At 72.1% G+C, this 16,032-nt stretch carries 6 protein-coding genes; all 6 read left to right on the top strand.

The genetic code is table 11. From position 1 onward, the window contains the following. The 6 genes from BR98_RS05730 (at position 1) to BR98_RS05710 (ending at position 16,030) form a co-directional block, all read left to right on the top strand. The gene (locus BR98_RS05730) at positions 1-1,437 is read left to right on the top strand and encodes an RsmB/NOP family class I SAM-dependent RNA methyltransferase (RefSeq protein WP_035840763.1); all 1,437 of its coding nucleotides are present in this window, start codon (positions 1-3) and stop codon (positions 1,435-1,437) included. Between the two features lie 74 nt (positions 1,438-1,511). After that, positions 1,512-2,246, top strand: coding sequence for a nucleotidyltransferase domain-containing protein (locus BR98_RS05725; protein ID WP_035840761.1), 735 nt, complete (start codon positions 1,512-1,514; stop codon positions 2,244-2,246). A gap of 57 nt (positions 2,247-2,303) precedes the next feature. After that, positions 2,304-2,501: a hypothetical protein gene (locus BR98_RS40905; RefSeq protein ID WP_232247252.1), complete on the top strand. Its 198-nt coding sequence runs from the start codon at positions 2,304-2,306 to the stop codon at positions 2,499-2,501. A 9-nt stretch (positions 2,502-2,510) separates the two neighbouring features. Then, entirely contained in the window at positions 2,511-3,047 is a 537-nt protein-coding gene (locus BR98_RS40900) for an AAA family ATPase (protein WP_324606666.1), read from the top strand. Beyond that, positions 3,047-3,391 (top strand): ABC transporter permease, encoded by a 345-nt coding sequence (locus BR98_RS42480; RefSeq protein ID WP_051969347.1) that lies wholly within the window; start codon positions 3,047-3,049, stop codon positions 3,389-3,391. The genes BR98_RS40900 and BR98_RS42480 overlap by 1 nt, the downstream gene beginning before the upstream one ends. 285 nt (positions 3,392-3,676) lie before the next feature. After that, a complete protein-coding gene (locus BR98_RS05710) occupies positions 3,677-16,030 on the top strand; it encodes a LamG-like jellyroll fold domain-containing protein (protein WP_157537423.1) in 12,354 nt (4,117 codons plus the stop codon). The last annotated feature ends 2 nt before the right edge of the window (positions 16,031-16,032 follow it).

Below are 16,032 nucleotides of genomic sequence, written 5' to 3'. Positions count from 1 at the left end.
ATGAGCACCACCCCCGCCAAGCGCGCCCCCCGTCCGCACCGCCGGCCGAAGAAGGACCCGGCGCGGATCGTCGCCTTCCGCGCACTGCGCGCCGTCGACGAGCGCGACGCCTACGCCAACCTGATCCTGCCCTCGCTGCTGCGCGAGGCCGAGCAGAAGCAGGGCATGGACCGGCGCGACGCCGCGCTCGCCACCGAGCTGGTCTACGGCACGCTGCGCCAGCAGGGCAGCTACGACGCGATCATCGCCGCCTGCATCGACCGGCCGCTGCGCGAGGTGGACCCGCCGGTGCTGGACGTGCTCTCGCTCGGCGCGCACCAGCTGCTGGCCACCCGGATCCCCAGCCACGCGGCCGTCTCGGCCACCGTGGAACTGGCCCGGGTGGTGCTCGGCGACGGGCGGGCCAAGTTCGTCAACGCCGTGCTGCGCCGGATCAGCGCGCAGGACTTCGACGCCTGGATCGCCCAGGTCGCGCCGCCCTACGAGCAGGACGCCGAGGACCACCTGGCGGTCGTCCACTCGCACCCGCGCTGGGTGGTCGCCGCGCTCTGGGACGCGCTGGGCCGCTGGCAGCCCGGCTCGGCCGGGCGGGCCGCGATCGAGGAGCTGCTGCGCGCGGACAACGAGCGCCCGGAGGTCACCCTGGTGGCCCGGCCCGGGCGGATCGCCGTGACGGAACTGGCCGAGGCGCTGCCGGAGAGCACGCCGGGCCGCTGGTCGCCGTACGCGGTGCGGCTGGCCGAGGGCGGCGACCCGGCCGGGGTGACGGCGATTCAGCAGAACCAGGCCGGCGTGCAGGACGAGGGCAGCCAACTGGTCGCGCTCGCGCTGGCCGCCGCGCCGTTGGACGGTCCCGACCGGGTCTGGCTGGACGGCTGCGCCGGCCCGGGCGGCAAGGCCGCGCTGCTCGGCGCGCTGGCCGCCGAGCGGGGCGCCGCGCTGGTCGCCTCGGAGCGGCAGCCGCACCGGGCCCGGCTGGTGGCGCGCGCGTTGGACGGCAACCCCGGCCCGTACACCGTGATCACCGCCGACGGGACCAAGCCGGCCTGGCGGCCAGGCAGCTTCGACCGGGTGCTGGTGGACGTGCCGTGCTCCGGTCTCGGCGCGCTGCGCCGCCGGCCCGAGGCGCGCTGGCGCCGCCGTCCCGAGGATGTCGCGGGCTTCGGGCCGCTGCAGCGCGACCTGCTCCGCTCGGCGCTGGACTCGGTCCGGGTGGGCGGCGTGGTCGGCTACGCGACCTGCTCGCCGCACCTGGCGGAGACCCGCGCGGTGGTGGACGACGTGCTGCGGGAGAGGGCGGGCAGCGTGGCGTGGGTGGACGCCCGGCCGCTGCTACCCGGCGTGCCGGCGTTGGGCGAGGGGCCGGACGTGCAGCTCTGGCCGCACCTGCACGGCACGGACGCGATGTACCTGGCGTTGCTGCGCCGGACGAGCTGACGGGAGCCTTCCGGGCTGCGCCAATGACCCGGGGGAGGGATTCGGGCGGCCCCGGACGCGGTAGGGATGGGGGCATGGACGCGACTGAGCAGGTGGTGGCGCGGTTCGTGGCCGAGCTGCGGCGGAGCGTGCCGCTGCTGGCGGTCTGGGCGCACGGCTCGCTGGCCCTGGGTGACTACCAACCGGGGCGCAGCGACCTGGACTTGCTGGCGGTGATCGAGCGCGCCCTCGATCCCGGCGAGCAGGCCGCACTGACTGCCTTGCACCGCACGCTGGAGGACACCGCACCGCTGGCCCGGAAGCTGCACTGCTCGTACCTGGTCCAGGGGCGTCTTGGCGACCCCGCTGAACGCCATCTCACATGGGCTCACCGGGAGTTGTTCACCCGGCCGGTCTCGGTGGTGACCCGTCGCGAACTCGCGCTGGGCGGGCGGACCTTCTTCGGGCCGCCGCCGGGGGAGTTGGTTCCGCCGGTCAGCGACGAGGAGTTGGCCCAGGCGATCCGGGCCGACCTGCGCGAGTTCTGGATGCCGGCCACCGCGCGGTGGCGGCGCTGGCTGCGCGACGACTGGGTGGACGTCGGCCTCTTCACGCTGGCCCGGGCCTCGGTGACGCTGCGCACCGGGGAGCTGCTGACGAAGAGTCAGGCGCTCGCGGTGCTGCCCGAGTTCGGCGTCTCGGTGGAGCTGCTGCGGGATCTGGCGAACCGCAGGTACGGGCGTGCGGTCTCGCAGACCTGGCGCTGGCGCCGGCGTCGCGCGGACGAGGTGCGGCGGGTGCTGCGGGCGGGGATCGCGCGGGTGGCGTGACCGAGCCCCCGCGTGAGGGAGCCCCGCGTGAGGGGGCCCCGCGTGAGCGGGCGCCGCGTGACTGGGCCCCGCGTGAGCGGGTGCCGGGCCGGGCTGCCGGTCGTCCGTCAGGGCTCGAGGATCACCGGACGCGACAACCTCCACCTGGTCGGCCGCTTCCACCGCCTCGGCGCCCGCGAGGCCCGCCGCCGCAGCGCCGAACTGCTGGAGCGCTTCGGCCTGGCCGAGGTCGCCGACCGCCTGGTGCGCAGCTAGTCCGGTGGCCTGCGCCGCCGACTGGACCTGGTCGCCTGTCTGGTCACCCGGCCACCGGTGCTCTTCCTGGACGAGCCGACCACCGGCCTGGACCCCCGCAGTCGCGGTGAGATCTGGGACGCCGTGCGGGAGTTGACCGACACCGGCAGCACCGTGCTGCTCACCACGCAGTACCTGGACGAGGCCGACCGGCTGGCCGACCACGTGCTGGTGATCGGCCAGGGCCGGGCGATCGCCGACGGCCCACCGGACCGACTCAAGGCCTCGATCGGCGCCCGGGTCGAGGTGGCCGTCGGCAGCGTGGCCGAACTGCCGGAAGCCGCCCGGGTGGTGGCCCGGTTGACCGGTGGCGAGCCGCAGACCGACCCGCACCGGCTGCTGGTCGTCGCCGTCTCCCGGCCCGGCCGGGAGACCTCGCTGCCGCACCTGGTCCGGGAGTTGGACGCAGCCGGGGTGGCCGCCCGGGACGTCGCCCTGCGCACACCCACGCTGGACGACGTCTTCCTCGCGCTGACGGCCGGCGCCGCGGAGCAGGTGGCGGCCTGATGAACGACGCACTCACCTCGGCCCGTCGGATCCTGCTGCACTACCGCCACGCCCCCGGCCTGGTCGCCGCCTCGCTGGCGGTGCCGGTGCTGATGGTGGTGGTCTTCGGCTACGTCTTCGGCAGCGCGATGAACGTCCCCGGGAACTACCGGGAGTTCCTGCTGCCCGGCTTGCTCGCCATGGTCGCCGTCAACGGGATCATGCCGACCATGGTCGGCTCCGCCCGCGACCTGGACCGCGGCGCGGCCGACCGGATCCGGCCGACGGCGCTGGGCTGGTCGGTGCTGCTGCTGGCGGTCTGCGGCCCGCTCGCGGTGCGCAGTTACGTCAGGCACGGTCGGTGAGCCGGTGTCACTGATGGGGCGAAGCCATGGTCGAGCTGTGAACGACAGGAGAGGAAATCGGCCGAACTCCTACTGGACTGGCTGAATGATGATCCGTCAGGACCTCTTCCTGGTCAAGAAGATGAAAAAATTCCTATGATCAATTCGGGCATCCTTCGCAGACCCTGATGAATTCGAACCGCTGTCCGAAATAAGTGCTGTACCACTCACTCGGACGACAGGTATGAATGGGGCCGCCCATCGCCGTGCGGGTCTTGGGCATGAGCAATCCGTGGAGGAACGGTCGTGCCCCACTCTCTTCTCTCGCCTGCCCGAAAGGCCTGGCTGCGGCGGATTGTCGCGGTTCTGACCGGGCTCGGTGTGCTGTTCGCCTTCGCCACCGTGGACGCGGCGGCGTTCACCGCGAAGCTGGCGGCGGCGGCCGTGGGATCCGGTGCGAAGCCGGTGACGCCCGGTCAGCTGTCCGGCGGCGCGGACGGGAAGCCGGGCTCGGTGCCGGCCGGCGCGACGGACCGGGACGGCCGGTCGAACGACACCTCGCACCGGCCGGGCGCCGGCGAGCTGCCCGCGGCCAAGGGCACGGGCGGCGCGGGAGCGACCCGCGGCTCCGACGGACCGCCCGCGCCGGTCGCGGGCCGGGCGGCCACGCCTCCGCAGAGCCTCCAGCCGAAGCCGCGCACCGCCAAGAACGAGAGCGGCAAGGACGTCCGGGACGGCGGCCGGGCGGTCGACGACGGCAAGAAGGGCCAGGAGGGCGGCAAGCCCGCCACCATCGTGCCCGGGCCGGCGGCCGAGGGCGTCGAGGACGTCAGCAAGCGCACCGACAGCGCCTCCGTCTTCGTCAACCCGGACGGCACCAGGACCGTCCGGGTCTACCCGCGCCCGGTGCACTTCAAGGCGGCCGACGGCAGCTGGGCCGACATCGACACCACGCTCGCGCAGGACAGTTCGGGCCGCTGGACCGAGGCGGCCAACAGCCGGCAGGCGAGCTTCGCGGGCCGGGCGGACGATCCGAAGCTGGTCAGCTGGACCCTGGACGCCGGCCACCAGGTGTCGTACGGCCTGCGCGGCGCGTCGGGCGTTGCCGGCGCCGCCGCGGGCGAGCAGCTCAGCTACCCGGGCGCCCGGCCGGGCGCCGACGTGGTCTACAACGGCATGGCCCAGGGCATCAAGGAGTCGCTGGTCCTGCACGACGCCAACGCCCCGACCAGCTGGGACTTCCCGCTGAGCACGAGCGGCCTGACCGCGTCCCTGGGCACCGGCGGCCAGGTGCAGTTCCGCGACGAGCAGGGAACCGTCCGGCTCTCCATACCGGCCGGCTTCATGGAGGACTCGAAGATCGACCCGGCCTCCGGCGACGGGGTCTACAGCAGCGGTGTGAGCTACCAACTGCTCACCGAGGGCAGCACCCAGGTGCTGCGGATGAACCTGGACGCCGACTGGCTGCACGACAAGGCGCGGGTCTACCCCGTCAAGGTCGACCCGACGACCACGACCAGCGTCAACGTCGGCCAGTCCACCTACGTGGTGAACACCGACCACTCCAACTACTCCTCGGACTCCCAGCTGAAGATGGGTACGTACGACGGCGGTTCGCACCTGGCCAACACGTACCTGTACTTCCCGGCCGTCGCCAACATCGGCCTGAACTACATCGAGGCCGTCTCGCTCAACCTCAACAACTTCCACTCCTACGAGTGCTCACCGCACGATGTGACGGTCAGTCAGATCAACACGGCCTGGGACCCGCACTCGATCAACACCTTCCCCGGGGTGGACATCGGCCAGCAACTGGGCGACCGGGCCTGGTCGCACGGCGACACCTGCGGCGGGGCGGCCTGGGACTGGGTCAACCTCGGCCAGTCGCACAGCGATCCGGGCTCGCAGCTGGTCGAGAGCTGGGCACACGGCGGCTGGAACTACGGCCTGGCGGTGCACACCGACCCGTGGAACTCGTACTACTGGAAGAAGTTCTCCAGCGTCAACACCGCCTACCCGCCCTACCTGTCGATCGTCTACAGCGACTGGGCTGCCGCCTACTCGGTGCCGGGGAACTACAACCCGCCCACCGCCAACACGGCCGGCTCGCAGCAGGTGACGATGACCAACCTGGCGGCGAACTGGTGGAACTCCAACAGCATGCAGCTCAAGGCCCGGATCTTCGACGGGAACTGGGCCGAGCAGAACTTCAACGCCCCGCTCACCGGGGTCTCCGGGCTGGTGCGCACCGGTGACCAGGTGACCGTCAACGGCGTCATACCCCCGCTGCCGGTGGGCCGTTCCTTCATCCTCTGCTGGGACGGCTACGTCGGCGGCACCACCTCGCTGCACGACTCCTACGGCGTCCCGTTCGGCACCTGCACCTGGGTGGCCGCCAACAACGTGCCGCCGCAGCTGGACACCGTGGAGCCACTGGCCGACACCGTGGTCGGGGTGCTCTCCCCGCAGCTCTACGCGACCGGCCACGACCCGGACAACTACCCGGGCAGCGGCCTGCAGTACCAGTTCCAGGTCTACTCCGGCGGTGCCACGGTGGCCGACTCCGGCTGGGTGAGCACCTCCTCCTGGGCCGTGCCGACGGGCGCGCTGGCCTGGAACAGCTCGTACACCTACTCCGCCCGGGTCTTCGACGGCCAGGCGTCCAGCCAGTGGTCCACCCCGGCGCCCTTCACCACCGCCGTCCAGCAGCCGCTGATCACCTCGCGGCTGAGCGGCACGGCCGCCAACGGCTCCAGCCGCTCCTTCGACGCGCAGGTCGGCAACTACACCACCGCGGTGACCGACGCCTCGGTCAAGGCGGTCGGCCCGGCCCTCGAGGTGGCCCGCTCCTACAACTCGCTGGACCCGCGCAGCTCGACGCTGTTCGGTGCCGGCTGGTCCTCGGCGTACGACATGCAGGTGCTGCCGGACGCGGACACCACCGGCTCGGTGGTGCTGACCACCGCCGGCGGACGCACCGAGCGCTTCGGGCGCAACGACTTCCAGCTCACCCAGCTGGCCGGCATCGGCGACCAGACCGGCGACGGCATCGACGACGCGGTCGCCGTGGACTCCAGCACCGGCAAGCTCTGGCTCTACCCGGGACCCGACTTCTCGCAGGCCAAGCGCAAGTGGCTGGGCGACGGCTGGAACGGCATCTCGCAGATCACCGGCGGCGACGTGACCGGTGACGGCATCGGCGACCTGATCGGCGTGGTGACCGGCGACGGCAGCCTGCGCCTCTACCCGGGCAAGGCGGGCGGCGGCTTCGGCACGCCGATCACCATCGGGAACTCCGACTGGAACGGCATGGCCAACCTGTCGGTCTCCGCCCCGCTCGCCACCGACGGGCGCAAGGACCTGCTGGGCGTCGAGAAGTCCAGCGGCAACCTCTACGCCTACCCGATCAAGGCCGACGGCACGTTGGACGCCCGGGTCTCGCTGGGCTGGGGCTGGAACGCCATGTCCGAGCTGGTGGCCGGCGACTTCAACCACGACGGCAAGGGCGACGTGGTCTGCGTCGAGGCCGCCACCGGCAGGCTGTTGGAGTACCTGGGCACCGGCAACGCGACCCTCGGCACCTCCACCCTGGCCAGCCCGGTGCAGATCGGCACCAACTGGACCACCATGCGCGACCTGGCCGTGGTCAACGGTCTGCCCGGCGACAGCGGCGGCACCGACCTGCTCGCCGTCGAGAAGTCCACCGGCGTGCAGTACCTCTACCACAGCGCCGGAGCCTGGTCCGGACCGTCCCGGACCGTCACCGGCATGGCCTTCTACACCTCGCCGTCCGGCGAGTACGAGACCCTGGCCACCGACGCCGGGGCCGGCGGCTGGATCCTCGCCGACACCACCGGCACCGTCTACCGGTTCGGCCAGCCGACCAGCGGCGGCGGCTACCTGCTCACCCAGATCACCGACCGGGACCAGCACAGTCAGCTGCTGCACTACACCGGCGGCAAGCTGGACACCGTCACCGACCAGGCGTCCGGGCGCGCGCTGCACCTGACCTGGACCGCCGACGGTCGGCACGTCGCCGCCGTCACCACCGACCCGGTCACCGGCACCGACCAGAGCACCGCGCTGAGTTGGACCTACAGCTACGACACGACCAACGTCGACCAGCTCGCCCAGGTGTGCACGCCGCCGGCCGGCACGGCCACCACCCGCCCCTGCACCAAGTACTCCTACACCCCCGGCTCGCACCTGCGCTCGGCGGTGCTGGACGCCGGGCCCAGCTCCTACTGGCGGCTCGGCGACACCACCGGGACCAGCGCGAAGAGCGAGGTGACGGCCAATCAGGGCGTCGACAACGGGACGTACACCGGCGTCAGCCTGGCCGCTTCGGCCGGTCCGCTGACCGGCTCGGCGACCAAGGCGGCCGGCTTCGACGGCAGCACCTCCTCGGTCGCGCTGCCGAACGCGGCGCTGCGCAACAGCTACCTGGCGGTCGGCCTGTGGTTCAGGACCACCGCGCCCGGCGTCCTGGTGGGGTACCAGAACACCGCCCTGTCCGGCACCCCCTCGCACGCCTCCTCACCGCTCTACATCGGCACCGACGGCAAGCTGCGCGGCGAGTTCTACGGCCCGGCGATCGGGTTCAACCCGATCACCACCACCGGGACGGTGACCGACGGCAACTGGCACTTCGCGGTGCTGTCCGGCGCGGGTGACACCCAGAGCCTCTACCTGGACGGCAACCTGGTCGGCTCCGTCGCCGGCGCGATCGACCACCTGGACACCGACTACACCTACCTGGGTGCCGGGTTCACCCGCGGCATCCCGTGGCCGGTCCCGCCGGCGGCGGGCAGCGACGGCAACAACCACTTCAACGGCCAGCTGGCCGAGGTCGCGCTCTACCCGCGCAGCCTGGGCGCGCCCGCGGTCACCGCGCTGTGGGCGGCCGGGCACAACGCCGCGACCGAGCTGACCGGGATGACCACCCCGCTGGGCAAGACCAAGCTCGCCGTGGTCTACGACGCGGTCGCCGACCGCGCCGCGCACATCACCGACGCCAACGGCGGTGTCTGGGACCTCAGCGCGCCGACCGTCTCCGGTTCCGAGCAGGAGTACCGCAGCGCGGTGCTCGGCTCCCGCCCGTCCGGCTACTGGCGGCTGTCCGAGGGTGCGGCCAGCCAGGCCACCAACACGATCACGGTGGCCCGGCCGACCCCGAACAACGGCAGCTACTCCAACGTCGCGCTCGGCGCGGCCGGCCCGATGACCGGCTCGGCCGGGGCGGCGAGCTTCGACGGCAGCACCTCCTGGGCCGAGATCCCGGCGGCGTACGCGCCGACCAGCGGCCCGGGTGCGCTCGCACTGTGGTTCAAGACCTCCACCGCCGGAGTGCTGGTCGGCTACCAGTCCTACCCGGTCGGCGGCACCCGCCCGGCCGGCGCGGACTCGAACCCGGCGCTGTACGTCGGCACCGACAACAAGCTGCACGGTCAGTTCTGGACCGGTTCGGCCGCCGCCACCCTGGTGTCCAGCGCCACCGTGACCGACAACAACTGGCACTTCGCGGTGCTCTCCGCCGACAGCGACTCCGCCCAGACCCTCTACCTGGACGGCGCGGCGACGGCCGGCCCGCTCAACGCCAAGATCCTCTTCAACGGCGACGCGCACGTGTACATCGGCGCGGGCTCGGTCGGCTCGGGCTGGCCGAACTCGCCGAGCGACCCGTCCGGACACTTCACCGGCCAGATCGCCGACGTCGCCGCCTTCGCCCACGGCCTGGGCTACGGCACCCGGATCCCGGACCTGTACAAGGCGGCCACCACCAACGGCGCGGCCGCGTACGACGCCGCCGTGGTCGACGCCCGCCCGACCGGCTACTGGCGTCTCGCCGACCCCGGCGGCAACGTTGCCGGCGAGCTGCTGACCTCGGCCGCGCTGGCCCAGAACCAGGGCAGCTACCAGAACGTCACACTCGGCGCCGCCGGCCCGTACGCGACCGGCGGCACCACCGCGGCCTCCTTCAACGGCACCACCTCGCTGGTCTCGCTGCCCGGCACGGCGGTTCCGCGCACCGGCAACACCGCCAGCGTCGAGGTCTGGTTCAAGACCGCGAGCGCCGGCACCCTGTACGGCTACCAGTCGTTCCCGCTGGGCGCCGCGCACGGCGGCCCGGACTGGTGGAACCCGGCGCTGTACGTCGGGACCGACGGCATGCTGCACGGCCAGATCTGGAACGGCAACACCGCCAACACCGCCGTCTCCGCGAAGGCCGTCAACGACAACGTCTGGCACCTGGCCACCCTGGTGGTCAGCAGCTCCAGCGGCACCACCTCGCAGCAGCTCTTCGTCGACGGCCAGCCGAGCGGCAACCCGGTGACCGGCAGCACCAGGTGGTGCGGGGACTCCTACGCCTACCTGGGCGCCGGAACCGCCGACGGTTCGCCGAACGCGCCGACCGACGTCAGCGGCCACTTCAACGGCTCGCTCGCCGACTTCGCGTACTACCCGTACGCGATGTCCAACAGCACGGTGGCGCAGCACTACAGCGCGGCCACGGTGGCGGGCGGGGAGGCGGGCTCGCAGTCCGCCGCGTACCGCAGCAGCGTCACGCTGGCCAACCCGTCCGCGCTGTGGCGGCTCGACGAGCCGGTCGGCTCCCCGATCGCCCAGGACGCGCTCGGCTCCGCGCTGCCCAACCAGGACCACGGCACCTACACCGGCGTCACGCTGGGCACCGCCGGGCCGTCCGGCAACTCCGACGGCACCGCCGCCACCTTCAACGGCACCAGTTCCTCGCTCCAACTGCCCTCCGGCGCCTCGGTGGTCAACGGTCCGCACAGCGTCGAGCTGTGGTTCAAGACGGCTGCGGCCGGGGTGCTCTACGGCTACCAGTCCTTCCCGCTGGGTGCCGCGCACACCGGCGGCACCGACCAGTGGAACCCGGCGCTCTACGTGGGCACCGACGGCAAGATGTACGGCACCTTCTGGACCGGTGACGCCGCCAACGCGCTGGTGTCCGGCAAGACCGTCAACGACAACGCCTGGCACCACGTGGTGCTGACCGGCGACAACTCGGGCCAGACCCTCTACCTGGACGGGGCCCAGGCCGCCACCGGCAAGCCGACCTCGCCGATGTTCTACAACGGCGCCGCCTACGTCTACGTCGGCGCGGGAACGGCCGACGGCGGCTGGCCCAACCACCCCACCAGCACGGACGGCCGGTTCACCGGTTCGATCGCCGAGGTGGCCGCCTACCCGGTCCGGCTGGGCGCCGACGCGGTGACCGCGCACTACAAGGCGATGGGCAACGCCACCCAGCCGACCAAGATCACCTACGCCTCCGTCAACGACCCGCTCGGCCACACCGACAGCTGGCGCTGGGACACCCGGTCCGGCCGGCTCACCGCGACCGTCGACGCCACCGGCGGCACCACCCGCTACAGCTACGACTCGCACGGCTTCCTCTACAGCACCACCGACCCCGACGGACACACCGTCACCACCGGCCACGACGACCGCGGCAACACCGTCTCCACCACCACCTGCAGTACGGCGGCGGTCTGCCACACCGGCTACGCCTCCTACTACCTGGACGCCGTCAACCCGTTCAACCCGCAGAACGGCCATCTGCTGACGAAGGCCGATGCCCGCTCCGCCGGGCCGGACGACGCCGGCTACGCGACCGCGTACACCTACAACAGCGCCGGCGACCTGCTCACCACCACCCTGCCGGCCACCCCGGACTTCCCCAACGGCCGCACCACGTCGGTCAGTTACACCACCGGCAGTGAGCCGGCCGTGGGCAGCGCCGGCACCCAGCCGAGCGCCCTGGTGGCCACCACCACCGGGCTCGGCGGCAGCAGTGCGACCGCGAGTTACGACCGGGCCGGAAACCTGACCAAGGCGGTCTCACCCACCGGCCTGTCCACCAGCTACAGCTACGACAACCTCGGCCGGATGACCGGCAAGACGGTCAACTGCGCGGACTGCGGACCGGGGCTGACCAGCACCACCGCGAGCTACGGCTGGGACGGGCAGGGCCACCTGCTGACCCAGACCGACCCGGCCGCCACCGACGCCGTCACCGGTGTGGTGCACACCCGGCAGACCCGCGACGACTACGACCCGGACGGCGAGCACACCACCCGGACGGTCGCCGACACCACCGGCGGCGACGCCCCGCGCACCACCAACTGGACCTACAACACGACCAACAGCCTGGTCGCCAAGACCACCGACCCGCTGGGCCGCAGCACCTCGTACAGCTACGACGGCAACGGCAACATCACCTCGAAGACCGACGCCGCCGGCACCAAGTGGACGTACAGCTACGACGGGCTGCGCAGGCCGATGCGCACCGCGATCAGCAACTTCACCGGCAGCCCCACCGAACCGGTCGCCTCGCGCAACCAGGTCCTGGTGTCCCGCGGCTACGACCCGGCCGGCCGGGTGGCCACCGTCACCGACGCGATGGGCCGCACCCTCCACACCTACTACAACGACGACAACACGGTGGCCGAGGTCGACCTCGACGGCTTCCGCAACGCCGACGGCACCCAGCGCACCGTCGTGCTGGAGCAGGACAGCTACGACCCGGCCGGCCAGTTGGTCCAGCAGACCACCGGCGGCGGCCGCACCACCACCGACACGGTCTTCGACGCGGCCGGGCGCACCACCAGCAGCACCGTCGACCCCGGCGGCCTGAACCGCACCAACAGCTACAGCTACGACGCGGAGAACCGCGTCCTCGCGGACGTGCTGACCGGCGGCGGCGCGAGCCAGCGGACCGAGTACACCTACAACGCGGCCGGCGCGGTACTGACCCAGACGGTCAAGGGCGGCACCGCCGACGAGGTCACCAAGTACACCTACGACCAGCTCGGCCGGCGGACCGGCACCATCACCCCGAACGGCAACGCGGCCGGCGCCGACCCGACCTCCTACACGAGCAGCCAGGCCTACGACGCGCTCGGCCGCCCCACCGTCAGCACCGGGCCGCTGGTGACCGCCGAGAGCTACGACCCGACCAGCCGGGGCAGCACGCCCACGGCCGTGCGGCCCATCCTCAGCACCGGCTACGACACCTTCGACGAGCGCACCACCAGCAGGGACCCGCTCGGCAACACCACCACGACCACCTACGACGCGGCCGGCCAGCGGATCGCCACCACCGGCACCGCCTACACCGACCCGCGCACCGGGGCGAGCCTCACCCCGACCACCAACTCGGCCTACGACGTGCTCGGCCGGCTCACCAGCACCACCGTCGACCCCGGCGGCCTCAAGCTGACGGTCGGCTACCAGTACGACCAGCTGGGCCGCCAGGTCGAGCAGGACCTGCCGGCCGTCAACGGCAGCACCCCGAAGTGGCTCAACTCCTACGACCTGGACGGCGAACTGCTCGCCACCACCAGTCCCACCGGCCAACGCACCGAGGCGACCTACGACGACTCCGGCCGCCGGATCACCGCCACCCAGATCGAGCGCTTCCCGACCCCGACCGCCCTCACCACCACCTTCGGCTGGGACGACGCGGGCAACCAGATCAGCTCCACCCAGCCGAACGGCGGCACCACCAGGGCCACGTACAACGCGATCGGCCAACTGACCAGCAGCACCGACCCGTCCGGCCGAACCACCCGCACCGACTTCGACGGCCTCGGCCGCCCGGCCAAGGTGACCCGGCCCGACGGCACCGCCGGCACCTTCGGCTACGACGCGCTCGGAAACACCGTCAGCACCAGCACGCTGGACACCTCGGGCGCCGTCAGCGGTACCAGCTACGCGGGCTTCGACCTGGAAGGCCGCGCCACCAGTGGCACCGACCAGGTGGCCAGTCAGGCCGACACCGCCCTGCACACCACCAGCCTGACCTTCGACCCGGCCGGCCGACTGGTCAAGCAGGTCGAGCCGGTGGCCGCCGGACAGACCATCACCAGCACCTTCGGCTACGACGCGGCCGGCCACCGCACCCGCTTCACCAACGGCAAGAACATCCCGGTCTACTACACCTACAACTCCCTGGGGCTGCCCGAGTCCACGGTCGAGCCGCCGACCGCCACCGCCCCGAACCCCGCCGACGGGACCTTCACCACCAGCTACGACGCGGCCGGCCGGGCGACCGCGCTGAGCGAGCCGGGCGGCGTGGTGCGCCAGCGCGGCTACGACCCGCTCGGCCGGCTGACCCAGGAGAGCGCCACCGGCGCCGAGGTCAGCACGCCGACCCGCACCCTCGGCTACGACAACGACGGCAGGCTCACCTCGGTGGGCGCCCCGACCGGGACCGACACCTACACCTACAACGACCGCGGCCAGCTGCTCACCGCGGCGGGCCCGGGCGGCAGCTCCGCCTACAGCTACGACGGCGACGGCAACCTGACCGCCCGCACCAACGCCACCGGCACCACCGCGTTCAGCTACGACCCGGCGGACCGGCTGAAGACCGCGGCCGATCCGCTGACCGGACGGACCGTCAGCTTCGGCTACGACAGCGCCGGGCGGGTGCAGACCGAGCAGTACGGCGTCGGCGGCTCCAGCCGCAGCTACGGCTACGACACGAACGGTCGACTCGCCTCGGACACCGTCAAGAACCCGGGCGGGACCGTGCTGGCCTCGATCGGCTACGGCTACGACATCGAGGGCCGGCTCACCGCCAAGACCACCACCGGAACCGCCGGGGCCGCCGTCAACCAGTACGGCTACGACCTGGCCGGGCGCCTCACCTGGTGGAACAACGGGACCACGACCACGGCGTACACCTGGGACGCGGCCGGAAACCGCACCAGCGCCGGGGGAACGGCGGCCAGTTACGACGAGCGCGGGGAGCTGCTCGACGACGGCTCGAACAGCTACACCTACTCCAGCCGGGGGACGCTCAGCAGCACCACCGCGCGCGGTGCCCAGCCCTCGGTGGTCCAGTTCGACGGGTACGACCGGATGGTCAAGGAAGGCCCCGTCGGCTACAGCTACGACTCGCTGGACCGGGTGACGCAGTCCCAGTCCGCCGTGTTCAGCTACGACGGCGGTTCGAACAACCTCGTCTCCGACGGCACCACCAGCTACAGCCGGCTGCCCGGCGGCGCGGTCCTCGGGGCCGCGAACGCGGGCGCCACGCCCAACCCGCGCCTGATGCTGACCGACTCGCACTCCGATGTGGTCGCCACCCTCGACCCGGCCGGCAGCACGCTCGCCGGCTCGGCCGCCTACGACCCCTTCGGCAAGCCGACCGCCTCTTCCGGGGCGGGCAACTCGCTCGGCTACCAGAGCGGTTGGACCGACCCGACGACCGGCGACGTCAACATGGCGGCCCGCTGGTACCGCCCGGGCAGCGGCGGCTTCGCCTCCCGCGACTCGTGGACACTCGACCCGACCCCGTCGAGCCAGGCCGGCCGGTTCGGTTACGGCGCCGGCGACCCGATGGACCGGACCGACCCGTCGGGGCACTGCCCGATCTGTGTGATCGGCCTCATCATCGCGGCGCACGTGGTGTTCGACGTGGCCAAGCAGGTCGCCATGCCCGACCCGACCGGGCGCGACGACTGCTGGTTCAACAACGGGGTCTGCCCGGTTCAGGGCGACTCGGCGCACGACATGTTCTGCGACACCCACTTCTGGACCCGCCAGTGCGGCGGCGACGGAAACCGGCCCGGCAACAACTGGGCCCCCTCGCGCCCGACGAGCTGCGAGGACACCGGCAGCTGCGGTGGCGGCGGTGGTGGCGGCGGAGGCGGCAGCAACTACAGCAGCGGCCACCACAAGCACCGCAACCCGGTGATCGGCATCCCGATCCCGCGGCCCAAGCCGATCGACATCACGCCCACCAACTCCCGTCCGACGGTGCACCACGACCCGCTGGACTGGTTCACCGACACGGTCATCCAGGTCGGCACGGCCGTGGTGGTGGCCGGTGCGACGGACGCCGCGGCCTTCGTGGTCGGGGCGGCGGCGGAGGGCACCACGCTGGTGGTGGCCGGCGCCGAGGCGCTGATCACCATCACCGACGACCTGTTGGGAGAGGACCCGGAACCCGAGCCCAAGCCGATCCCCGGCCCGGACCCCGGTGACCCGGGGCCGACCGGCCAGCGGCAGAACCAGAACTGCCTGCGGGGCGGCAAGGGCTGGGTCGACTACGGGGCCACCGACCCCGCGAACGGCGACCGGGCCACCGGGGTCGAAGCCTGCCTGGACAGCGCCTACCTGGCCGATCACAAGGGCACCCGAACCGATGTGGAGAAGGTCGCACCGCCCGGGTACCTGTGGGCCAAGAGGTACGCCGGCTGGCTCGGGCTGGTCTCCAGCCAGGCGATCAACGCCTGTCACCTGCTCGGCAGCCAGCTGACCGGTTCGGGTACCGACCTGCGCAACATCTCCACCTGCTCGCGGTCTGCCAACACCTACGTCAAGCAGTCGCAGTACGGGATCATCCCGGAGAACATGAACTACTGGGAGGACAAGGTGAAGGCCGCCATCGACGCGGGCCAGATCGTCCACTACCGGGTGGTGCCCAAGTACGACGGCGACCGTACCGTTCCGGTCTCGTACGAGATGATTGCCCAGGGCGTGTACGCCGACGGCAGGCCCGGCATCGACTTCGACCAACCCGTGCCCAACATGATCTACAGCCAGAGCAAGGGCTGGAAGAACCTGGGCTCGGTGACCGACAGCAGGACCGGTGACCCGGTGCCGACCGGGACGACACCGTGACC

The organism is Kitasatospora azatica KCTC 9699 (assembly GCF_000744785.1).
Classification (GTDB): domain Bacteria; phylum Actinomycetota; class Actinomycetes; order Streptomycetales; family Streptomycetaceae; genus Kitasatospora; species Kitasatospora azatica.
Note: the sequence above shows the minus strand (reverse complement) of the source record. Positions and strands in the feature narration are given on the sequence as shown.

Bases quoted from the DNA above. Each gene is read 5' to 3' on its own strand.
- BR98_RS42480 (WP_051969347.1), top strand. From the start codon at position 3,047: ATGAACGACGCACTCACCTCGGCCCGTCGGATCCTGCTGCACTACCGC.
- BR98_RS05730 (WP_035840763.1), top strand. From the start codon at position 1: ATGAGCACCACCCCCGCCAAGCGCGCCCCCCGTCCGCACCGCCGGCCG.
- BR98_RS05725 (WP_035840761.1), top strand. From the start codon at position 1,512: ATGGACGCGACTGAGCAGGTGGTGGCGCGGTTCGTGGCCGAGCTGCGG.